The organism is Planktotalea sp. (assembly GCF_018607995.1).
Lineage (GTDB): Bacteria > Pseudomonadota > Alphaproteobacteria > Rhodobacterales > Rhodobacteraceae > Planktotalea.
The window spans coordinates 1-22,841 of record NZ_JABBAL010000033.1; the positions used below are offsets into that span (position 1 = coordinate 1).

At 52.8% G+C, this 22,841-nt stretch carries 21 protein-coding genes; 10 read left to right on the top strand and 11 right to left on the bottom strand.

Translation table 11 applies throughout. The features are described 5' to 3' along the window. Positions 1 to 337: 337 nt before the first annotated feature. Together QZ280_RS14025 and QZ280_RS14030 are read right to left on the bottom strand one after the other, a co-directional pair. Positions 338 to 1,489, bottom strand: a complete 1,152-nt coding sequence (locus QZ280_RS14025; protein WP_293445301.1) for an FAD-binding domain-containing protein — start codon at positions 1,487 to 1,489, stop codon at positions 338 to 340. Positions 1,490 to 1,585: 96 nt separating this feature from the next. After that, positions 1,586 to 2,398: an isoprenylcysteine carboxylmethyltransferase family protein gene (locus QZ280_RS14030; RefSeq protein WP_293445383.1), complete on the bottom strand. Its 813-nt coding sequence runs from the start codon at positions 2,396 to 2,398 to the stop codon at positions 1,586 to 1,588. A gap of 158 nt (positions 2,399 to 2,556) precedes the next feature. Here QZ280_RS14030 and QZ280_RS14035 point away from each other — a divergent pair, with 158 nt between their 5' ends. Together QZ280_RS14035 and QZ280_RS14040 are read left to right on the top strand one after the other, a co-directional pair. Continuing rightward, positions 2,557 to 2,844, top strand: a complete 288-nt coding sequence (locus QZ280_RS14035) for a hypothetical protein (protein WP_293445303.1) — start codon at positions 2,557 to 2,559, stop codon at positions 2,842 to 2,844. A gap of 1 nt (position 2,845) precedes the next feature. Next, positions 2,846 to 2,971, top strand: a complete 126-nt coding sequence (locus QZ280_RS14040) for a hypothetical protein (protein ID WP_293445305.1) — start codon at positions 2,846 to 2,848, stop codon at positions 2,969 to 2,971. Between the two features lie 70 nt (positions 2,972 to 3,041). Here QZ280_RS14040 and QZ280_RS14045 read toward each other — a convergent pair whose 3' ends face one another. Continuing rightward, positions 3,042 to 4,367, bottom strand: a complete 1,326-nt coding sequence (locus QZ280_RS14045; protein ID WP_293445307.1) for a type VI secretion protein ImpB — start codon at positions 4,365 to 4,367, stop codon at positions 3,042 to 3,044. Between the two features lie 163 nt (positions 4,368 to 4,530). Between QZ280_RS14045 and QZ280_RS14050 the strand changes: the two genes are divergently transcribed. Together QZ280_RS14050 and QZ280_RS14055 are read left to right on the top strand one after the other, a co-directional pair. Beyond that, on the top strand, positions 4,531 to 4,923 hold the full coding sequence (locus tag QZ280_RS14050) for a dihydroneopterin aldolase (RefSeq protein ID WP_293445309.1): 393 nt from the start codon (positions 4,531 to 4,533) through the stop codon (positions 4,921 to 4,923). A 39-nt stretch (positions 4,924 to 4,962) separates the two neighbouring features. Then, on the top strand, positions 4,963 to 6,378 hold the full coding sequence (locus QZ280_RS14055; RefSeq protein WP_293445311.1) for a DUF6880 family protein: 1,416 nt from the start codon (positions 4,963 to 4,965) through the stop codon (positions 6,376 to 6,378). A gap of 704 nt (positions 6,379 to 7,082) precedes the next feature. Here the strand turns inward: QZ280_RS14055 and QZ280_RS14060 are convergent. Both QZ280_RS14060 and QZ280_RS14065 read right to left on the bottom strand, forming a co-directional pair. Next, positions 7,083 to 8,360, bottom strand: a complete 1,278-nt coding sequence (locus QZ280_RS14060) for an alkyl/aryl-sulfatase (protein WP_293445313.1) — start codon at positions 8,358 to 8,360, stop codon at positions 7,083 to 7,085. 9 nt (positions 8,361 to 8,369) lie between these two features. Further along, a complete protein-coding gene (locus QZ280_RS14065; RefSeq protein WP_293445315.1) occupies positions 8,370 to 9,146 on the bottom strand; it encodes a GntR family transcriptional regulator in 777 nt (258 codons plus the stop codon). Positions 9,147 to 9,371: 225 nt separating this feature from the next. On the opposite strand from QZ280_RS14065, the gene QZ280_RS14070 reads away from it, so the two are divergent. From QZ280_RS14070 to QZ280_RS14090, 5 genes are read left to right on the top strand one after another with little or no spacing between them, the layout of a single operon-like run. Further along, complete coding sequence (locus tag QZ280_RS14070; RefSeq protein ID WP_293445317.1) at positions 9,372 to 10,811, top strand: aldehyde dehydrogenase family protein; 1,440 nt, start codon at positions 9,372 to 9,374, stop codon at positions 10,809 to 10,811. Further along, on the top strand, positions 10,808 to 11,626 hold the full coding sequence (locus QZ280_RS14075) for a glutathione S-transferase family protein (RefSeq protein WP_293445319.1): 819 nt from the start codon (positions 10,808 to 10,810) through the stop codon (positions 11,624 to 11,626). Before QZ280_RS14070 ends, QZ280_RS14075 begins: the two co-directional genes overlap by 4 nt. A gap of 24 nt (positions 11,627 to 11,650) precedes the next feature. Continuing rightward, the gene (locus QZ280_RS14080) at positions 11,651 to 12,409 is read left to right on the top strand and encodes an SDR family oxidoreductase (RefSeq protein ID WP_293445321.1); all 759 of its coding nucleotides are present in this window, start codon (positions 11,651 to 11,653) and stop codon (positions 12,407 to 12,409) included. A gap of 5 nt (positions 12,410 to 12,414) precedes the next feature. Further along, positions 12,415 to 14,052, top strand: coding sequence for a sulfatase-like hydrolase/transferase (locus tag QZ280_RS14085; protein WP_293445323.1), 1,638 nt, complete (start codon positions 12,415 to 12,417; stop codon positions 14,050 to 14,052). A 41-nt stretch (positions 14,053 to 14,093) separates the two neighbouring features. Then, complete coding sequence (locus QZ280_RS14090) at positions 14,094 to 15,275, top strand: OsmC family protein (protein ID WP_293445325.1); 1,182 nt, start codon at positions 14,094 to 14,096, stop codon at positions 15,273 to 15,275. 509 nt (positions 15,276 to 15,784) lie between these two features. Here QZ280_RS14090 and QZ280_RS14095 read toward each other — a convergent pair. The 4 genes from QZ280_RS14095 to QZ280_RS14110 form a co-directional block, all read right to left on the bottom strand. Further along, positions 15,785 to 17,146 carry a TRAP transporter large permease gene (locus QZ280_RS14095; RefSeq protein WP_293445327.1) on the bottom strand — a complete coding sequence of 454 codons (1,362 nt, stop codon included), beginning with the start codon at positions 17,144 to 17,146 and terminating at the stop codon, positions 15,785 to 15,787. After that, positions 17,143 to 17,685, bottom strand: coding sequence for a TRAP transporter small permease (locus QZ280_RS14100; RefSeq protein ID WP_293445329.1), 543 nt, complete (start codon positions 17,683 to 17,685; stop codon positions 17,143 to 17,145). Before QZ280_RS14100 ends, QZ280_RS14095 begins: the two co-directional genes overlap by 4 nt. 3 nt (positions 17,686 to 17,688) lie before the next feature. After that, positions 17,689 to 18,450: a glutathione S-transferase family protein gene (locus QZ280_RS14105; protein WP_293445331.1), complete on the bottom strand. Its 762-nt coding sequence runs from the start codon at positions 18,448 to 18,450 to the stop codon at positions 17,689 to 17,691. 71 nt (positions 18,451 to 18,521) lie between these two features. Then, entirely contained in the window at positions 18,522 to 19,532 is a 1,011-nt protein-coding gene (locus QZ280_RS14110; RefSeq protein ID WP_293445333.1) for a TRAP transporter substrate-binding protein, read from the bottom strand. Positions 19,533 to 19,809: 277 nt separating this feature from the next. On the opposite strand from QZ280_RS14110, the gene QZ280_RS14115 reads away from it, so the two are divergent. Then, positions 19,810 to 21,087 (top strand): alkyl/aryl-sulfatase, encoded by a 1,278-nt coding sequence (locus tag QZ280_RS14115; protein WP_293445335.1) that lies wholly within the window; start codon positions 19,810 to 19,812, stop codon positions 21,085 to 21,087. Between the two features lie 24 nt (positions 21,088 to 21,111). On the opposite strand, the gene QZ280_RS14120 is transcribed toward QZ280_RS14115, so the two are convergent. Together QZ280_RS14120 and QZ280_RS14125 are read right to left on the bottom strand one after the other, a co-directional pair. Beyond that, entirely contained in the window at positions 21,112 to 21,930 is an 819-nt protein-coding gene (locus QZ280_RS14120; RefSeq protein ID WP_293445337.1) for a siderophore-interacting protein, read from the bottom strand. A 14-nt stretch (positions 21,931 to 21,944) separates the two neighbouring features. After that, positions 21,945 to 22,841, bottom strand: a complete 897-nt coding sequence (locus QZ280_RS14125) for an MBL fold metallo-hydrolase (protein WP_293445339.1) — start codon at positions 22,839 to 22,841, stop codon at positions 21,945 to 21,947.

The window sequence follows — 22,841 nt, forward strand, 5'->3', positions numbered from 1 at the left end:
ATATTGCCACAATCAAACTCAGTTGCGCGACAAGCCGTAGACGCGCTCTTTGCGTAGTTCTAGATGCGAATTAGTCAGCAGTGGATTCAGGGAAAATCGACGGCACCGGCCATTGATCTGAACGCGCCGAAGGTTTGAAAAATCCGCACCGTGTGAGTTCGCTTGTACTTTGATTTTGTAGTCGAAGCGAAAGGCTGTTTTAAAGGGCCCCATCCCGGTATTGGGAAGGCATGGCCAAGGTCCGCTAAGGGTCCGTCCGCTAGCAAATTCTCCACAAACGCCGATAGGCTATAATTGTTTAAACATCCTCCATGGTCGCCGCCTGAGTATTTCGAACTTAGGCCAGACCAAGCGTATCCAACACAACCGGTATACCCTTTTTCATGGCAAAAAAGCCTTTCGTTGCATGTGGCCACGCGACCGTATCGAAGACGCGGCGGATTTGAATTAGATTTATCCCTTCCGTCTGAAGTGCAGGTTCTGCATCGGCAAGTATCATGGCAACAGGCCCTACCGGCGCATAGCCGGTCACGACGGTCTTTAAGTTGTGTTTTTGACAGGTCGTAATGATGTCCTCTGTCCAAGTGTCATTTTCGATGACCTGCACACCTGCACAAGCATCGCGTATGGCCCCGCTCGCAAAAGTCTGCGCTATATTTCCAATGGGTAACGGCGACCTGCTGATTGTTGATAGCGCGCCGATTTTTGCTGCAGGTGGGTGCGGTAACGTCGCTTGCACTTGCATATCATCCTCGGTCACCAACAGCAGGTAGTCGCCTGTAATCTCTGCGGATGTTGAGGCGTTGGGCAAAAGTTGGCGTCGATGATCGGTCGTCTCAGACAACGGCTCAACCTTTGTGTTCAGTTGATGTAGAGGGGCGAAGCGCTGTTCTGTGAACTTGGATATATTGGAAACCCGCGCCACATAAGGGCGCCCCTTGGTTTGTATTCCTGCCACCCAACGCCATGCAAGTGTGTTGGACGCAGGATCACCATCCATCAGGTGCCGCAGGAAAAAATCCGCTCCCAATTCCCAAGGGAGGCGAAGCGTGAATATCCAAATGGAAGCAAACCACATCCGCGCGTGATTGTGCAGATATCCTGTGCCCACCAGCTCCTTTGCCCAGTCATCAAAGCCATCAATACCGGTTTCCCCGGCGATAGCTGCTGCATAATTTGCGGCCAAACGGCGATCTTTGTCCGCGCTTTTTATTTGCCGCAACAGGCCTGCCTGATAGGCGGGCCAAACGGTTGGATGGTGTTCAAGCCAGCCTTTGAAGTAGGCGCGCCAAAAAACCTCATGCGTAAACCTCTCTGCCTTTTTGAAGGAATGTACCTTTAAGGTGGCGGTTAACACCTCGGTCTCGGTGATCAACCGGTGCCGGATCCACGGGGATAACGCGGACACATTGGTTCGCTGGCTCGGCCCAAGATCGTAGTTGCGGCACCGGTCATATAGATCGCCGGTGCGGTCTGCGAATTGTGCCAATCGCGCAAGGCCCGCTGCCCGTGTCGGCGTAAAATCAGGAACTTCTGACTGTTGGCTTAGGTCCGCGATGATGGCTTTGGTTTTCATATCAAGAATTCAGGTTTTTGATCGCGGCAGGCGCGGGATTGCGTAAGGAACGCTGCGTTTGTACGCGCCAAATTCTGCGCCGTACCGTTTGGCAAACCGGCGCTCTTTTAGTCGCGGCGCCCAAAGGCAGTAGGCGGTCAGTGCAATCGCCAGACCCAACTGATCAGGCGTCCAGACCGGTACAGTCCACGTTGTCAGCGCGAAAGACACGTAGATAGGTTGGCGGATGACACTGAACAGCCCCTTTATTGGCATATCTGGAAACACAGGTTTGATATTCTGCGCCAGCGACATCCATCCCAACGCGCCGGATTGTACTTCTACCCCGGCATCGTAACTGGCCCAGATCAACAACAGCCAAGACGCCGCATAAAGGCCGCAGATTATGGCAAACGCAGTTCCTTCGGCCTGCCACCAAATGATTCCGCTAGGGGTCCAAAACGCAAAGAGCGCCAACAATTGGACCGATGCGATGATCGCATAGGTCGTCGTTGCCAACGTCGGCCCGAATGTACGCGGTGCCAGCTTGGCCAAGACCCCTCCCCCGCGTTTTGACAGCAACATCGAATGGGTCAGCGGGAATTGCAGGATCAAAAAGATGTTTGCGATAATTGCCCAAGGCGCAGGCACGCGACCAAGGCTTTCGGACATACCAAAAAACATGGCAATGATCATGGCAAGTACGGCGGCGGCAAAGGTCAGATGGCAGATCAGGCCATAGAGAAACGCAACGCCAATGCGGGCAACCCCGGTTGGCGCGCGGAAAACCCCGGAAGCGAGGCTAAGCAGTCGTTGCAAAGGGCGTGTGTCAGACATTTTCATAGGTTGAGAGATAGGCGGCGCACGACATACGTCGAGTGCTACAAGCTGCGACGTTTCTTCTATTGCCAAGATCATCGGCGCGCTAACTTTGTGATATGGAATTGGATTTGACGATACCGCCTCAAACACCACACACCGCCGATCTGGTGTCGCAGTATATGGCACTCACAAAAAACGTAATGCCGAAACTTGCGCGAACAACGCATGGACATTGGCCAGTGCGCAATGATCATTGCTTTCAGCGGATCGTATTGGACGCGGTGTGCGGTGGCGTTTGGTATGATCATCTGAATCGTCCGGCATATAAAAACCTGACATTTCAACAGGTGGAACAAGCGGTAAGGCTTTGCGATCAGATCATCGCGGGTGACGCAGATCTTGTGGCGCTGAATGCGCAATCGCTGGTCTGGCGCGGTAAAGCACGCCCCACCAAGATAGAGGGCTAAGATGGTACTGCGCATATTATTGAAGGATGCGGCAAACGTCGAAGTGGCGGATGATATTGATAAACTTGTGTCGGACAAACGTGCTGGTTGGCGCGCAACGACCGCCAAAGGACGCAGACGGCAATGACGATACAAAAAGCGTCTGACGCAGGAATTGCTTCGGCATCTCGACGATGAGGAATAAAAGCGCTGGTTTGCTAGAATGACGCGAAATGCGTATCGCCATCCGCACCGCTAGGGCCTTCGAAATCCTCCGCCTCTGGTATCCTGCCAAAGGCGATTTTACCGCCCACATAGCCCCCCGGTACATCCTCATGTGCCCCAATTGATAACGCCTTGCCCCCAAAACGCGCGCGTAGCTCATCCATGACAGCGCTGATGTTTTCCCAACGGTCCCGATCATCTGCGTCGCCAGATGATTTAGCAAACAAATCACCGGTTAGTTCCGCTTCAGCATCCAGCCCATGCAACATGATAGACAACGCATGCGGGACGAATGGCATTTGTGCACGCGCCTGCGTCAACCCTTGCGATAGCGCCAGCCCAAAGCTGCGGTAATCACGCGACGGTTGAAATTGGCCTTCCCAAGTCCACCGTTGCGCTCCAGCGCTTTCTGAGTGCGTTGAGCGCAGACGTTGGCTGCGCATTGCCAGAGTTAGCTTGGAGGCTCGCAAATCCGTGCGCCGCAACCTGCGGGCGGCACCCGCCAACAATTGCCGTGCGCAATCTTCGACCCTGTCCGGGCTGTGCCAATCACGTGGTAGCACACGGCTGTGCCCGAACATCCGTTTACGTGTCTGTTCTCGCACCACATGGGTGCCGTGCAGTTCTTGGACAAAACGCTCACCCTCGACGTTCCCCCACAAAGCGCGGGCTTGTTTTGGGGCCAAATTCCAAAGCGTATTGAAATCCGCTACACCTGCGGCCTCTAGTCTGGAGATCATGCCCGCCCCTATACCGGGCAAGTTGCTGAGTTTCAGGTTAGCTAGCGCATCAGGGAGCATCACCGCATCAAGCAAAAGAATGCCATCAGGTTTGTGCTGTTCTGCCGCGACTTTTGCCAACAGTTCGGTTGGCCCTAGCCCGATTGAGCATGTCAGAACAGGGCTGAACGCGTCTCGCAGCGCTGTCTTAATCCTAGCGGCCAATGCCAAACTCTGCCGCCCTTCGCTGGGCAAGAGCGCGCAGACCACCTCGTCAATTGATCTGACATGTTGGATCGGCACCACGGATTCGATCACCGCAAGGATGTGTTTGTGCAGCCGAACATAGACGTCTGGGCGCGCAACAACAAATGTCATATCAGGAATGATCAAGCGCGCCTCGCGAGCGGGGACGTTGGTTTTCATGCCAAGCGCCTTGGCCTCGCGGCTGATTGCGATGCAGCCTGTGTATAATGAGTCGAGGGCCACAACGCCAATTGGTTTGCCACGAAGTGCAGGATTAAAGTGCTGCTCGGCCGATGCGAAGAAGCTGTCAAAATCAAGATAAAGCCGTTCGGGCGGGCAGGATGTGTTGGACATGGCACCTTCCCTTCGGATCTGTCGCGGGCTTACAGCAGGTAAATAACGCATCCAAGCGCCGTTCCTAGGGGCTGCAATGCGCATTAGAAAACAAATGCGCTGGCCTAGTGTCCATCTGCCGCTATCTGTTTGCATCAAAGACAACGAACGCCGGGAAATAAACATGACGATAACCAGTTTGATTGAACTGAAGGACATGGTCCTTGCAACAGATATCGGGACGTATGGACCGGATGACCCCGTACCGGATCATCACCTGTTTGACATGACGCTTGAAATTGCGCCAATGCAAGTGCAGATCCTGCAAGATAGCATGGAGCATGTGTTTGATTGCGATCCGTTTATTGCAGACATCATAGCCTTGGCAAAAACCGGTTACCGCGAAACGCAGGAATGGTTGACGACGCAGATTGTCCAGCTGTGCGCGCAATATTCTGATATTCGCGGGGTCGACGTCTATTTACGCAAGTTGCCGGCTGATCACGTAACCGGCACGCTTAGGGTGTGGTTGTGCTTGGGCGAAAACGACCTTGCCGTACTGCGTGCGTACGTTTGATGTATTTGCATTTGCTTTCTGAGTTTTCAGGTGTCCAGTATGTCTAAAAAGACATTAAACAAAGTCAACCTTGTCGCCCTCGGGCCCGATTGCCTTGCTGATCTGTTGCTTGAGGTCAGCACCGGCAGCGCAGATATCAAGCGGCGCTTGCGGCTTGAATTGAGCCATAATCTTGGCGCATCAGAGCTGGCACATGAGGTCCGCAAGCGGTTGGCTGCGTTGCGTAAATCCAAAACCTACATCAGTTGGCGCAGGCGCAAATCACTTGTCACAGACATGAACATGCAAGTGACCATGATCGTCGACAAAATTGCGCCTGACGATCCGGGCGAGGCATTTGAATTGTTGTGGCAATTCATGAACCTTGCGCCATTCATCTACGTGCGCGCGGATGATCGACGCGGCGATATCAGCGAAGTGTTTGACGCTGCGATCCAATATTTTGAAGACATCGCGCCACGTGCAGAGCCGGATGTCAAAACACTGGCTGACCGCGTTTGGAGCGCCTTGTGTGACGATGAATATGGGGTTTGGGCTGATATTATCGGCCTTTTGGCCACAACACTTGGGGATGCTGGCTTTGATCGGCTCAAAGCGCATATTCACGACTTCGCAGCCACCCCTGTGGCGCGAAAGGACGCGGATCATGAAGCGATCCAGTTTTTGCGCGACTTGCGCGGCGAACGTGATTTTTGCGCCGATCTAAACGCTGGGTTCGTTAAAAGATGCCTGCAAGACATCGCCGAAGTCACAGGCGACACATCCGCATATATCGCGCAGTTCACACCTGACGACCTACGCTGCAAAGACATTGCCGCAGAAGTCGCAACGCTGATGCTGGCAGAGAACGCGCCAGACAAAGCCCTAGTCACATTGAAGGACGCAAGTGGCACCCACGGACAAGCTGCGTGGGATGATGCGATGATCGCAACGTTGACCGCCCTCGACAAATCTGATGACGTGCAATCCCATCGCTGGGCCTGTTTTGAACGCGATTTAAGCGCACCACATCTGCGCGATTATCTCAAAGTTTTGCCCGACTTCGAAGATGTTGAGGCCGAGGACCGCGCAAGAATTTATACCCTATCTTATCCAGCCGCCTTGTCCGCATTGCACTTTTTTTTGGAGTGGCCTGACTTGTTAAGCGCGTCGCAGTTGGTGATCAAACGGGCCGATGAGATTGATGGCGACGACTATGAATTTATCAATCACGCTGCGGATGCCTTACGCGACAAATACCCTCTTGCGGCTGCGCTGTTGCTGCGCTCTATGATCGATTTCGCACTGAAACATGAACGTACAACACGGTACAAATATGTGATTGATCATCTTCAGGACTGCGAAAAACTGGATGCCGACATCGACGACTACGGTATTTATAAATCTCATGAAAGCTACAAAGACATTTTCCGAAAGCGTGATGGCCTGACGACATTGATTGGACCTGATTTTTAGGCAAGTACATGTAAATTGGCGTTGAAAATTTGTAAAAGTAATTTGCGAAGCAAACCCTCTCCGGACGCAAAATAGAGGGGGAGAACGGTCCAATCACTAGGATGGAATGTAGTCTGGACCTATTACCGGACACTTGCAAATAAAACACCGAATTTATGCCGAGTACGGCACAGATGAATTCAAAAAATCTCCTTTTTGCTTATCCGATCCAATGCCCGCTTTAGGGAAACTGCACCGCAGCGTGGTCGGGTTGAGTGAATGTCTGGTTAGGGCGGTCGAAGTCGCTCAAAGAAATTCGTAGTTGCAGATCACGCGCAGCGCGGTAGCGGTTCCGAGCCCTTGGGCGAAGTCGTTCGCACAGCAATTGTGCTTATATTAGCCGGATATCGTGAATGCTGATCATTTTGAGACTTGACGAACTTGTCTGACGATTTGGCTTCTCAAACGACAAATAGGAGGCTCTCGTGACACGGGATAAGATTATCCCGCGACGTGAGCGGATGAAGGAAGATATGCGCATCCGAGGGATGGTCGACAAAGCCCGGAAGTTTCATATCAGGACGGTCAAGGATTTTGGCCGTCTTATTTACAACCGAAAGGAAGTCATCAGTCGCAAAGGGTGAACCGCGCGAAGGGTTTCTGGCAAACTGACGTGATTATCGGAGAAGCCAATTAGGGGCCTCTCTCATTTCAATTCAGTTCTTTCATTCTGATTGTTCTTCGAGTTCGCGCGCGCAAAGCAAATAATAGTTTCGCGTGGGTGCATTGACGGTGTCGTCGGCGATCAGGCGCAAAGCATCTATTTTTACCCGAGCACCATCTGCGCTTAAGTCATGTGCTGCAACAAGCCGATCAGCGAGTTCCAAAGCCCATTGTGCATCTCCATTCGCCAGTGCGTCTTGTGCGGCTTTCAGGACTGCGGCTGCGCCTCCTGCCAAAGCAATGATCTTCTTTGCTTCAAGGGCAGGGGGCAGCTCGCCTAGACTGGTTGGGTTGCCATCAAACCACCCTAGTGTTCCTGCAAAATAAGCGCGGGAAGCGTAACCGACATGACCATAGAATTCTTGCAGGTAAGGTTTGCTTGCCAAGTCCGCGGGGAGCTTCAGGTCCGCGGCAATCGTCACAGGATCAAGCCCTGCGTTCATGCCTTTCACCGTTTCTGAAACCACATAGCGGATTGCATCGCGGTAATATGTCAGCGCTGTACGGATTGCATCAGCGCCAATAACGGGTTGTGTATGTCCAGGGCAGAGCACGTCTGGCGCGTAGGCCATGAGTTGATCCATCGTATCTGCCCAAGCGTCAAAGTCGCGATACGCGGTGCCGCGAATGGCATAGAGATTTGGGAAAGCGTGATAGAAGTTGTCACCGCTGAACAGAGTTTTTTGAGCCGCGAGCCACACGACGATGTGATCAGGCGTCTCACCGGGTGCTTTTGCTAACTCAAGATCAAATCCTTCACGAGTAATTTGGGTCGTGTCGGACACACGAAGTGTTGGTTCTATAAAGCCTTCGCCCATGCCCTTCATTGGGCGATCGCCGGGGCCAACACCGACGTTGATACGCTCATCGGGGCGCAGGCTGATCCCAAAATGCCGCTTGGTGCGGGCCATGAGTGCCTTGTTTGGGGCTGGGCGGCTATTGTCCACGCCGACCAGATCGGAAGTGAAGTTGTCAGCCGCAAGTACTTCGACACTACGCCCTTCGGCAAAAACGGATGCGCCCGAAATATGATCGCGGTGGGAATGCGTGTAGATGATCGTTGTAATTGGGAGTGTCGAAATTGCACGAAAATCCGCAAGGATATTTTCAGCGGCTTGCGTGGTTTCGGTCGTGTCGATCAGGACAATTCCACTATCGCCAATTAGGAAATGCACGTTGGAGGCGGCGTATCCGACAGCGGTGTAAACCGTATCAGAGAGCTTGTGGATCTGCTTGGTGAATTGCGCATTCTGCGCGACGAGATCGGGATGTGCAGGCATTGTCGTGTCTCACTTATTTATAGTGGGGTCTAAGTCTTGTCCGGACACGCCAAGGCCGGAATAGCCAATTAAATCCTTGATCGTCAGTTCTTCGTCACGTTTTTCAAAGACTTTGATGTATTCGACCATCGTGTTTGAATGCTCTCTCATCACCCCTTCCGCGCGCACGGCGTCGCCGCTTTGGATCGCTTCAAAAATCACTTTGTGCTGAGAATTACCAATTTTGAGGCGGAACAAGGAGCGTTCGATCCCGTCAGCTGTGGAAAGGACTTGTCGATCAAACATCATCGCGCCGACCTCAAGCATGGGTAGGTGGCTGATCCTGCTACATGTGAAGCCGACGAAGTCATTGCCGCACCCATCGAGGATTGTTTTGTGAAAGACTGCGTTCTGACTTTGCATGGCACGCAACGAGGTGTCATCCATTTTACCGGCGTTAATGAGGTGATCAATTTCTTCTATGGCGGCTTCCAAGTTGGGCATTACATTGTGTCGTCCCGGAGATTGAGACATGAGCCGCGCTGCGAGGCTTTCTAGGTGCCCGCGTACAAGAACTGCTTGCAAAATGTCAGCAACTTTGGGGGCGTTTACGAAATATCCGCGACCTTCAGAACGACGAATAAGCCCCTCATGTTCTAGCATACGCAATGCAAGGCGAACCGGGGTCCGAGAAACATTGTGCGTATCGCAGAGCCGCGCTTCGGAAAGACGCTCTTTCTCCCCATACGTGCCAAGAATGATGTCGTTGCGAATTTGGGCTGCGAGTTCTGTATCTATAGATTCCATAGCGCATATTCACGATATTTGGGATCCCAAAGTCAAGCGAGTTCGGTTTGACGGGTTTGTTTGGGAAATTTTGGCTTGATTTGGGATCCTTTATTGGCGATATTTGGTGTGAAAGCTCGCGGAATCGTCTGGAAAATACGCTGGGCGCGGCATTTGGGATCCTAAATAAGCGTAAATAGATCACGCGAGCCACTAGTAGAACTGAAAGAAGCGGGAGCCTCACGTATGGACGGTCAGACTGGCATGAAAACTCTAAAGCATTTCATTGATGGTCAATGGCCTAGTGCAAGTGACGCCGGAACATTCGAGGTGTTGAACCCACTTGACGACAGTCTGTATGCAAATGCAGCCAAAGGTACTTCGCATGATGTTTTCAGCGCTGTAGCGGCAGCGAAAAAAGCGTTTCCAGGGTTTAAAGAAACAACTCCGACAGAGCGCGAGCGTTGGCTTTTGCGCATCGCTGAGATCATGGAGACCCGTCAGAAAGATTTGGTAGATTGCTTGATCGACGAGATCGGCTCACCAGTGTCCAAAGCGATGTTCGAGTTCACCAAGGGTCTGACGATGATCCGCGCAGCAGCCGGCATGTGCCGCAATGTGCGCGGAGAGACAATCCCGTCCGACCGCCCTGGCACATTCTCTATGTCGATCCGTGAACCGCTCGGTGTGGTTGCAGTCATTACTCCTTTTAACGTGCCTTTGATTAAAACGACCCGGCTTGTGGCGAATGCATTGGCGGTGGGAAACACGGTTGTTCATCTTCCTTCCGAAATGGCACCGCACCTGAGCTTGATTTTTGCGGAGATTGTCGCGGAAGCGGGTGTGCCAGCAGGGGCTTATAATGTGGTAACAGGTATGGGCGCAGAGATTGGTGATGATCTGACCAGTCATAATGATGTTAGTTTTGTGACCTTCACGGGCTCCACTGTAGTTGGCCAACACATCAACGAAATTTGCGCCAAGAACAAAACACCGAGCACGCTGGAGCTAGGTGGCAAAAGCCCAACAGTCGTCTTGGCCGATGCGGATCTTGATAAGGTGATGCCGCTCGCTGCGCGCTCAATCTTCATGTTCGCTGGCCAAGCTTGCATTGGGTCGAGTCGCTTTTACGTCGAACGGCCGATCTACGAAGAGTTCGTCAAACGCTTTACCATGATTTGCGGAAAAGTGGGCATGGGGGATTTGCGTGATCCCAACACGGTGATTGCGCCGATTATTTCAGATCGCCAACGCCAGCGCGTCAAAGATCACATCGCAGATGCCGTGGCCAAAGGTGCAACGCTCGCAGCAGGTGGCGAATGGGAAGGCAATCGTTGCCAGCCTACATTGCTCACGGATGTGTCGGAAGAAATGATCTTATGTCGCTCGGAAACCTTTGGCCCTGTGACATCGATTTATCCAATCGATAGCTATGAAGAAGGCTTGGAAAAAGCCAATGACACTGAATACGGCCTTTCCTCTGCGATCTTCACGAAAGACATCGACAAAGCCTTCCACTTCGCGCGCAACATCTGCGCCGGCATGTGCCACATTAACGGTCCAACCATCCACGATGAAGCGCACGTGCCATTTGGCGGCAACGGTGAAAGCGGCGTAGGTCGTGAAGGCACGGATGCGGATATGGAAGCGATGACAGAACTCAAATGGGTCACGGTGCAGCTATGACGTTTACACTTTATCACCACGGATCGTCCGTTTGCGCCGCTAAAGTGCGCTTTGCTATGGCTGAGAAAGGTCTGGATTGGGATGGTGTCTATATCGACATACTCGCGGGCGAGCAGTTCGAGCCAGAGTATCAAAAGATAAACCCGAAGTCGGTTGTGCCAACGCTTGTGCACGATGATCTGGTAATCCCTGACAGCACTGTGATCGTCGAATATCTCGATCAGATCGCGCCGGAAACATCTGTGCATCCCACGGATCCTTACCTACGCGCTCAGGTGCGTTATTGGACCAAGGCTGTGGACGAAGACCTGCATCCGGCGTGTGGTGCCATGACCTTCCTTTGCTCGCACCGTCACACGGTTCTGCGCAAACTTGGCAAAGAAGGCACTGAAAAGTTCCTTGCCTCCACGCCAGAGTTCTCCGTAACCTCCGATTGGAAAAGCTTCAAAGACGCGATCATTCGGCACGGTTTTGAGGCACCCGGCGCGCTTGAGAAGGTCAAACTCTATGACAGCTATCTCTTCAAGATGGAGAAAGCGCTCGAGGGTAATGACTGGCTTGTGGGCAATACGTTCACCATCGCGGATATCGCGCTCACGCCCTACGTCAACCGTCTCGCGATGATGTCGATGCGCGGCATGTGGGAGGGCGGACGCCTGCCCAATGTGGAGCGCTGGTTCAATGCGATCGAGGCGCGAGAACACTTCAAGCCGTGCTTCATTGATTGGGTTCCAGAAGATCTGACCAATGATCTGCGTGAGAACGGCAAAATGAGCTGGCCAGAGGTCGCAGAGATCCTTGAGATCGCAATTTAAGCATAGAATGTAGGGAGAGAGATTATGGGTCGACTGATCGGAAAAACCGCAGCCATCACGGGTGGTGCGCGTGGCATCGGCGCAGAATATGCGAAGAAACTGGCCTCTGAGGGTGCCAATGTCATCGTCACGGATATTCTTGACCCCGCTGAGGTGGTCGCTGAAATTAATGCAGCCGGTGGTGGCAAAGCCGTTGGCATGGTCGTGGATGTGACATTGGATGATGATCTGAACGCGATGGTAGCAAAGGCCGAAAGCGAATTTGGCGCGCTTAACATCGTCATCAACAATGCGGGCCTGTTTGCAAACTTAGAGCTAAAGCCGTTCTTCCAGATCGACAATGACGAATTTGATAAGGTCATGACGATCAACGCGCGCTCTATCCATCAATCGACCAAAGCAGCGCTGCCAGCATTGGTGCGCGCGGGTGGTGGCAAGATCGTCAATATCGCATCTGGCACATTCTATTATGGCCCTCCCGGCTTGTCGCATTACACCGCGTCCAAAGCGGCTGTGATCGGTTTGACCCGTGGCCATGCGCGCGAGCTGGGTGACAAGAACATTCAAATCAATGCGATTGCCGTCGGCCTGACGGAAAGCAGCTCGATCCGCGACAATGACAAATGGGACCGCGCACGCGCACCCACCGTCGATTCCCGTTCGATCAAGCGCGAAATGGTGCCCGAGGATCTGCTTGGAACGCTGGTGTTCTTGTGCTCCTCTGACAGCGACTTCATCACAGGCCAGACGATCAACGTCGATGGCGGCAAGATTAACCTGTAAAACTTATGTCACAGCGCAAAAACATCCTCTTCATCATGTGCGATCAGTTGCGCTATGACTATCTGTCGTGTGCGGGTCACAAGTCCTTGCACACGCCCAATATCGACAGCTTGGCAGAGCGCGGCGTGCGCTTTTCCAACGCTTATGTGCAATCCCCAATTTGTGGCCCCAGCCGAATGAGCACTTATACAGGGCGCTATCCATCCTCGCACGGAGCGACCGCGAATTTCGTGCCTTTGCGCGTGGGAGAGCGAAACATTGGCGATCATCTCAAGCCTTTGGGAATGCGTCCTGTTTTAGTGGGCAAGACCCACATGATCCCCGATCAGGAAGGGATGAAGCGCCTCGGCATTGATCCTGCCAGCCCACTTGGTGTGCATCATTCGCAGATTGGTTTTGAGCCCTATGAGCGCGATGACGGCATTCATCCCGACGTGGTTCTGAAGCCGAATGTGGCCTATAATAATTACCTTAAGGATCGTGGCTACGACGATCACGAGAACCCGTGGCACTGGGCTGCGAACTCGGTTGAGCGCGGTGATGAAATTCGTTCGGGTTTCTTTAACGATGTGGCTCAGCTCCCTGCGCGGGTGAGCGATGAAGAGTCTGAAACGCCCTACATGACCCGTCGCGCGATGCAGTTTCTGGAAGAGGATGACGGCGAACAACCGTGGCTCCTCCACCTGAGTTATATCAAGCCGCATTGGCCCTACATTGCGCCTGCGCCTTACAATGATATGTACTCGGCTGCGGACGTTCAGGACGTGCACAGCTCTGATAAAGAGCGCGAGAACACCAATCCCCTAGCGCAACATTTCCAAGAGCGGATTTGCGGGCGCACCTTCTCGAAAGAAGAGGCGCGCGAGACGGTGATCCCCGCCTATATGGGGTTGATCAAGCAGATTGATGACCAGCTTGGTGTGCTTTTTGAATTCATGGAGCAGAAGGATCTGATGCAGGACACGATGATAGTGTTCACTTCGGATCATGGCGAGTATTTTGGCGATCATTGGATGGGGGATAAGGATTTCTTCCATGATCCCGCCGTGAAAGTGCCGCTGATTATCGCGGATCCAGATCCAGCTTGTGACGCGACGCGCGGTACGGTTCAGAATGCGCCAGTTGAGTCGATTGATCTGCTGCCGACCTTCATCGAGTATGCGGGTGGTGAGGTGCTAAAGCACATCCTTGATGGGCAGTCCTTGATGCCCTTGCTGCAAGGCAATGAAGTGCCTTGGCGCGAGTACGTGGTCAGCGAATACGACTATTTCCAACAAACGTTCAGTCCCAAAACGGGACGCGAACCGCTCGAGTGTCGCATCTACATGATTAAGAACGAGCGCTGGAAATACATCCACGCACCGGGTTATGCGCCAATGCTGTTTGATTTGGAAAGCGATCCTGACGAGTTCATCGATCTGGGTAGTTCAGATGCGCATGCAGATGCGCGTCAGCAGATGCATTACGCTTTGGCCGATTGGTCGCTTCAGTACCGTCAGCGCGAAACGATATCGGAGGCACGCGCGGAGCAAATGGTCGGCCTTGAGGATAAGTTTGGCGTTTTGATCGGCTATTGGGACGAGAGCGATGTAAAACCGCCTGCGACCGCGCCGGACTATGCAGCCGGCCCAAAAGCGCATTAAGCCAACAAAATTTACACGATCTAAAAGGAAGAATTTGAGACATGGCTTATCTTGGCGAAGACATCATTGGCACAAGTGCTCAGGCACCGTTTTTCAAGGTCGCAAACGCGGATGAGATAGGGATCAAAGCGCCCGAAAACCGCATTGGCGATGCGGATCGCACCTGGGTGCGCTCGTTCAGCGGGTTCCAGAAAGAAGCATTGGTGCGCTCTGCCAAGACGGGCGATACATGGCGTTTTGTGAGTGATGAAGGGCCATATCTGAACGGTCACGACGCGGCCTGTTGTCCGCTCGCGTTTCTGTCGTGCGGCATGGCCGCGAGCTACATGAACGAGATCATGGCATTGGCCGAGCAACAGGGTGTGGAGATCCGTAAGCTCAAGCTTATTCAGGACAATTATTACACGATGAATGGTTCGATGATGAAGCGCACCATGGTTGGTGGCGCGGAAAATATCGAGCTTCAGGTTGAAATTGATTGCGACCTCGACGACGCTGCGTTGAATGAGTTTCTGGTGAACGCGACCTATGCGTCCCCGCTGAATGGGTTGATGCGCGGGCAGATTGAGAGCCTCTTTAAGCTGTCCAAGAATGGCGCTGAATTGAACACTGGCGAAGCGCTGGAACTCGATGGTGCTCTCTTGCCTGATCCGGGCGATCACTTTGCCAAGGCCACGCCGACAGAGGCAGCTGATGGCTTGATGAGCAAGGTTGGTCCAACGCCCAAGAAAGACGTGAACGGCGGAACAGCTACCAACGCCTCTTCGTTAAGTGATGAGCAAAACCGCCGCCTTAACATCGGTGCTGTCGCGGAACTACGCGAAGACGGGATCAAGCAAATCCAGCAAATGCAGTATTCACCCTACGGGACGTCCTTCATGCTTCTCAGTTCCGAAGATGGCCGCGCGCCTGACGCAAATACACTGATTTCCGCGGGCATTGGGTTTTGCTTTATGACCCAATTCGGGCGTTTTGTTTCTATGCTGAAGCTCGATCTCCCTGACTACCGCATCGTACAAGATACGCATTTTAGCCTAGGTGGTGCGAGCGGAGGCACGGGAAAAGCGGGCAGCGCGGATCCGATTGAAACGCATGTCTATCTGGAAACTTCTGAGAGCGACGAGAACGCGCAAGAGATGCTCGATATTTCAGAAAAGACCTGCTTCCTGCATGCGTTCTGCAAGACGGACCTCAAGACCAAACTAAAGATCAAACGCGTTTGATTCTCAGCCTGATGTCTCGCTTAAACAGCTGCGCGGCTCGCTTTTCTGCTTAGGTTCGACCATATAAGGTAAGTCACAAGCAAAACGAGCGGCACGAAGATGAAGAACGCCAGCCAGCCGGTCCAAATGTAGGGCTTTGATATCTCATTGCTTTTGAGTGCAAACGCGCTCAAATTGAGCAAGTAGAACGACGTGTATAGCAATGCATAGCCAAAGGCCGCAACGCAAAGGTAGCGGCGGCGTTTCATCGATCAACGTGGTCTGCGCCAGCCCGTGCGCCACATCACAAAAAGCGTGATCATCATAATGAGGGCGGAGAATTCACCGCTGGGGTGTTGCAATTGGTTGATCGTTTTAGGATCGTCAGAGGAGTGTCCTACTACATCGGGATTGCAGGAACGCTTATGAGCGCCCAAAATGAATAGTGATGATCCCAAAGAAAACTGAGTGCAATCATGCTTGGTTCCTCATCTTTCCGGGTTGATCGTTTTGCAACAGTAACTTCGTAGCTACCTGCCGACCACGGCTTGCGGCAAGAACAATGCGATTTGCGGGAACACGATCAACAGTCCGATCATCGCTGCCATCGCGAACCAGAACGGCCAGATGCCGCGGAAGATCGTGCTCATTGGGACGTCTTGGGCGATGGATTTGACGATGAATACATTGATCCCAACGGGTGGGCTAATCATACCCATTTCGAGCACGATCACCACAATAATGCCGAACCAGATCAGATCCCATTCAAGTGCAACCGCGATGGGGATGACCACGGGGATGGTTAGTACGAGCATCGCCATGGCTTCTAGGAACATGCCAAGGAACATGTAGATCAGCACTACAATCAGCAGAATACCAATCTCGCCAATGGGCAGGGATGTCAGAATAACTACCAATTGCGCGGGTAGTTCTGTGAGCGACATGAAGGGGATAAACACAAATGCGCCAATGATAATCATAAAGATCGTGGCGGTAGCGTTCATCGTCTCCAAGATCACCTCTTTGGAGGCTTGCCAGTCTAGCGAGCGGCGCGAGAGAGCGACGATGAACGTGAGGAATGCGCCGACGGAAGAGGCTTCGACAGGGGTGAAAAAGCCTGTGTACATGCCGCCGATTGTGGCGAGCACAACAGCGAGGATCGGCAATGCACGCACCAGTGAGGAGAGCCGTTCGGAGCGGCCAAAACGTGCGCCCCGAGGGCCTGCTTCTGGATTGCGAATGACCGCGAAATAAATCGCGCCAATGAATAAGAGCGTCAGGATGAGGCCCGGAAAAACCCCTGCCATGAACAGCCGTCCAATGGATTGCTCGGTTAGGACCGCATAGATAATCATGCCACCGGATGGTGGGATCAAGAAGCCAAGCGTGCCGCCCGCTGCGACGGATCCTGTGGCAAGGTTGTCCGCGTATTTGTACTTCTTCATTTCGGGCAGCGCGACGCGCCCCATCGTCACCGCCGATGCCAGCGAAGATCCTGAGAGTGCCGCGAAACCAGCGCAGGCGACAATCGTGGCCGAAGCCAGCCCGCCGCGCAAATGCCCCATCCAGCGATAGGCGGCGGAGAACAGATCGTTCGACATGCCAGATACGCCCGCGAGATTGCCCATGAGCACGAACATCGGAATGACCAAGAGGTTGTAATTCGATGCTGCCTCGAACGTTTCTCCTGCGAGATTGGAATAGGCGATTTTGAGACCGCGCGCCCAAGTCTGATCCTCGGCCATGCCCACGGCCATGAACTTGTTTGCGTTCGCGATGATCGTGCCGATGAAGCCGACGCCAAGCATCGACAAGCCCACAGGCATGCGCAGGGCCAGCAGAACGAACAGCGAAAGCAGGCCCAAGATGCCCAAAAGCGTGAGGCTGATCATGACGGCTCATTTGCTAAGCTCAGCGGAGCGACCTTGCCCGAGCGCAAGATTTGCCAAATATCGAGCAGGAGAACGAGTGCGTAGATCGCAACGGACGCCGCTAGCAAGTAGTAAAAGGGCTCGTATGAGATCAAAAGCTGCTGCGTGGTCTCGCCAAACTTGCTTGCCGTGCCCCCTGCATGCCAAAGTCGCCAAGACATAAAGATAAGCAGACCAAACCCCATGAGTTTCACCACGATCATCGACCACTTGGCGAAGGCAACTGACATGCGTGCTTCCAAGACTTCGATCTCGATGTGCGCGCCTGTGCGTGCGCCAAAGGGGATCGACAGCGCGACGATGACCACAAGGCACAGGATCAAAAGGTCTTCCGCACCAGTGATCGGTGCGTTCAACGCTTTACGCATGATGAGCACGTTCCACACGGAAAACCCGGTCATAAAGATCAAGGTCCCGCCACCGCAAAGGAAAGCGATCCAAGTCAACACGCGATCCAATAGAGTGATCAGAGCAGGTTTTTCGCGCGTTTGGCTCATCATTACTCAAACTTCTGCAAAATCAGGGCACCACTTTAGAACGCCCTCTTTGAAGCTTTCCTTTTGCGCAAAGTCCTCCGCCCAGCGGGTCACATTGGGATAGGGTTCAAACGAGTATCCGCAGCCAAGAATTACGAAATGCAGGGGGATCCAGGAAATATCTGCGAGGCTGTATTCATCGCCCATGATCCACTTGCGCCCCTCAAGCGTTTTTTCGAGCTTGAAGAAACACGCATCCAGAATGGCCGTCGCCTTGTCGAGATCACTGGTGCTAAAACTTTTGTCGCCTTCGTGTTTTGCGTGAAAGTTTTTGAGTTCTTCGTTTTGTTGTAGAGCATTATATTTCGCCTGCTCTTCGGCTGTTTTTTTTATCTTCGGTGCCATCTTGGTCGCGTAGACATAAGGCTTGCAGGCCGGCACATGGATCGCAGCGGCAAGGTGGAGCCAACCCATCAGTTCCGCCTCATCGCCATGGCGCAAAGACGGTTCGGCATAGGTTTCATCGAGATAATCGATGATGTCGTTGGATTCGATATGAACCACACCATTGTCGATCAACGTTGGGACCAGACCATTGGGATTGATGCCGAAATAGTCGTCGGTGATGTTTTCTTTCTTCTTGAGATCAAGGTGATGACTTTCCCAGTCAAGACCTTTTTCGATCAATGTCATGCGCACACGCATGGAGCAATTGGAGATGCCACCGTGATAGAGGTGCAATCCCTCAAAGCCCTCGACGGATTTGTTGGTTGGAATGATGACAGCCATGGTAAAACGCCTTCCGATTTAGTAGAATAGCGTGCCCCGGAAACGTCTTCGACGGCACGCGAATTTGTAATTTATTGGTTCAGTGCGTCGTAGATCGTACGTGCATCTCTGATGCCACGAACCTCATAGTCTGCAAAGATCTCATCCAGTCCTGCGGCAACCGCTGCATCCATTTTTGCACGCTCTTCATCAGACACGACAACCCATTGGTAGTTCTTTTCGGTTGCTTCAGCGATCATCTTTTTAGAACGTTCGTCTGCACCATCAAATGATTTCGCCAGCTCGAGCGACATCGGCAAACCGGCAAGCTCGTCAATGATTGCGCGATGCTCATCCGACAGGCCCGTGTATCGCTCTTTGTTCATAACCGCGTAAGTCACGGCGAAGGTCGTCGGCACGTTCTCGACGATATAAGTGGAGACATCCCAGAAGTTCCAAGGCGGCGTAATGTTGTTATAAGAAGCGGTGGTCGCATCGATCGTCCCTGTGGACAGACCCGTGTACATCTCTGTCACAGGCATTTGCACAGGTACTGCGCCAAGCGCTTTGACGATAGGACTCGTCATTGCAGCAAAGGGCACAATCTTCGCGCCTTTGAGGCCGTCCATCGTGGAGACATCGCGCGTCGCGGCCAGCAAGTTGCCTGTCACTGTGCCGACAGCCAATACTTTCACATCCTCATATTCACTCGCGAGGTGGTCCTCAAATATGTTCCAAATCGCGCGCGTCGATTGATCTGCGTTCTCAGAGCTGCCGGGTAAGATAGCCAACATCGTCTTGGGGAAAAGTGCGGGTGTGTAAGCGGAGACGCCAAAAGTGATGTCGCCAACGCCCTCAACCGCGCGCTTATATTGCTGAACAGGACCTGCGCCGAGCTGACCGGCAGGGTAGAGCTTCATTGTCAAAGAACCGCCAGAGCGCTTGTCAATCTCTTCGGCGAACCACGTAAACATGCCCGTGTTGGTATGGTGCTGTGGTGGCAGGAACGTTGCGGCGCTTAATTCGTCACTGACGGCGGTTTGGGCTAAAAGCCCCAAAGTGGCAGATAGTGTAATGCCTAAGCTCATTTGATGAAGTTTCATTACGTTCTCCCAGTTTACTTAATTGCAAGAGGGGGCGGCACAGATTGGGATCCCAAAAATCAAATGAGCGCCTAATAAATGCGAAGTATTTCCCCTAATTTAACGAATTTGCACAATTTAGGATCCCATATCAAGAAAAATTTGCTGTTTTTATGGATTCAAGCGGCAGTAACCCTTGATTTTAGGATCCCAAAGCGCGTTTATGGATGAGAACTAAAGCTTAACGTCTCGCGTTTTTCATCTCATCCTCGCGACATTGCTAGAAAGGATCTCAGTCATGCATCCCGAACTCGTAGCGCACCCCGCTTATTTCGAAAAAGAAATCGTAAAGCTTGCAGATAATGTCTATCAAGCCTTCGGTTTTGCGGCATCCAACGTGTATATGATCATTGGCGACGATGGTTTGATCATCGTTGATACGTCGGAGACGACAGCGGCCGCAGAGAATATCTTGGCCGAGTTTCGCAAGATCACTGACCTTCCTATCAAGACGATTATCCTGACCCATTCACACCGCGATCATGTTTCTGGTGCGAGCGTATTTGCCGAAGGCGGAAGTCCTGAGATCCTTGCAAGTACGCGGTTTTCTGAGGATTCGCTCTTTGTGGCCTCCAATCATCCGCAGCCCGTCAAAGCCATGCAAGTACGTACCAAGCGGCAGTTTGGCATTGGTCTGTCTTACCCAGATGAAATTGTGGGTATCGGTGTCGGACCTGGCGCGCGACCGCTCAAAGGAATGGGGGCAGGTGCTTTACCACCGACACAAAGGATCGGTGACGAGGGCGCAAAGATCAACATCCACGGCATTGATCTAGAGCTGGTTCGCGCTCCGGGTGAGACGCCCGATCACATCGTCGTTTGGTATCCCGAGAAGAAAGTGTTGATCTGTGGCGATAACTTTTATCGCTCTTTCCCCAACCTCTACCCGCCACGCGGCACCGCGTATCGTGATTTCGATTCTTGGGCTGATACGATGGATTTGTTGATGGGGTTTGGACCGGAAGTGCTTGGGCCCGGTCACACAAAAGCGGTGTTTGGTGCGGGTAAAATCAAGAGCGATTTGACAGATTACCGTGATGCGATCCGCCATATTGTCGATGAAACCCGCAATGGAATGGACGAAGGTTTAACGATTGACGAATTGGCGCATAAAGTGAAGCTGCCAGACCACTTGGCCGAGAAACCGCACCTACGGGAATACTACGGCCGTGTTGATTTTTCCGTGCGCGCCTATTTTGTTGGCACGATGGGTTGGTTTGATGGCAATCCTACCTCGCTTGCGCCGCTCTCACCAAAGAACGAGGCCGTGCGCTTCATAGACATGGCAGGGGGAGGTGCGGCTGTCTTGGCATCTGCGCAAAAGGCGCTCAAAGACGGTGACTTTCAATGGGGGCTTCAGCTTGTAGATCGTTTGTTGAACGTGGGTTATGAGGTCGATGCTGCAAAAGCGTTGAAAGCGGAAACGCTCAGGGCACATGCAGTCAGTCAGATCAATTGTCCGACGCGACATTACTATATCCAATGTGCGAAAGAGATTGAGCAGGGTGACGTTTAACAAGCTAAAAGCAAACGACGGCGCTCAAGCAGCGCCGTCTTGCTTGGCTTTTTGGTGCTGTTCCTCAATCAGACCAATCTTCCAATAGCCAGAAATATAGGTGTCCTCGCGGGGCACCTTTTTCTCATTGCTCAGAAAATCACGCAAGGAACGAATGACGCCAGACTCGCCTGCGATACAGGTCTGCACCCGCCCCTCTGGCCACTCCATCGATTTGATGAAGGCTTCTGGGCGCGTTGAGGCTTGATGCGGGTCAGGATGAACCAGCCAATGCATTTCTATCCCCTCGGGTGCATCGATGTCCTGTTGATCTTGTGGCGCTGTGATTTCAAAGATCGCGATGCCCTTCGCATCCCTCGGCATCGCCTCTAGTGCGACCGCAGCCACGGGGATCGCCGATGGATCCGCCGCGACAAGGTACCAATCCGCGTCGAACTGCGTCAGCTTCGGCGTGCTCGGACCAGCGAAGCCCAGAAAATACCCAGCCTTGGCAGAACTGGCCCAACGTGACGCGGGACCTTCATCACCGTGGGCCACAAAATCGATGCTCAACTCTTTTGCCGACGCGTCAAACTTGCGCACCGTATAAGTTCGTCGAACAGGAGCAGGGCCGCTTGTCAGGCGTTCAATAAAATGCGCTTTGCTTTCATCAATTTCAGGGATCATCAGCTTGCAATTCCCGCCGTCACGATCTGCTGGAAAGCCGTCCAATTCTGGGCCTGCGAAAACGACGCGGATCATATTGGGCGTTAGATACCAAGCGTTTTTTACGGTTAAGACGCGCGGGGCTGGTCGTCCTGTCAGTTTGCGCGCAGCTTGCGTTACTTTTGAAGCCAAAGTCATATTCAATTCCTAAATCAAAATTGGTCAAGATCGTTTGCGATCGCAACTTTGCCAGAATACCGCCGCGAGATCCGCGCTGTGTAATCGGGCGCAGTTTCGGAGTTAATGCTGTCGAGTGGGATGTGAACTGCAACCACGTGCTCAACACCAGCGCGCTGGGCAAGTTCCCCTAATTGCTCAGGGCTCATATGGTGCGCGTGCAAATGCTCGCCCATCATTGCGATGCGCTCTGCGGTCATATGGGGGTTCTTTTCCATAAGTTGCGCGATGATTTGCTCGGCAACCATCATTTCCCCGACCAAAAGCTGCGCGTCCGTGGCCAATTCTTCGACCAAGCTGCAAGGACCTGTGTCGCCTGTGTAAACGATCGAGCGATCAGGTGCGTCAAAACGCAAAGAAAGTGATATGGGCCCTTCGGTCCCAAAGTTTTCCTCACTGCGGTAATGCGTGTTTTCGCAACATGAGATGCGAATGTCATCGATCTTGAAGCTGTCACCTGCATGGATTTCCTCAACCTTCACAAACTCACGCGGATGTGGAAGCGTTTGGCCTGAGACACCAAAGCCGATTGCACTAGGCACATCACAGGCCGACAAAAGGCCCTCGATGATCTGACGGGTGCCCACAGGGCCATAAACTGTGATCGGCTGTGTGCGTTGCAGCATCATATTGATGCCAAGGCAGGTGAATAGGGAGCCGATATGATCAAAATGGTGGTGCGACAAGATGATCTTGTGCACGCGGCGAAAATCAATGCCTGCGCGCATCAGTTGCTGCATCGTACCTTCACCGCAATCAATTAGGATTACACGCTCACCTCGCGTAATCGCATGTGCAGGCTGGGAGCGATGGAGCTTTGGGACAGGGCCCCCAGCTGTGCCTAAGGTGGTGAATGTGGTTGAAAGCGTCAT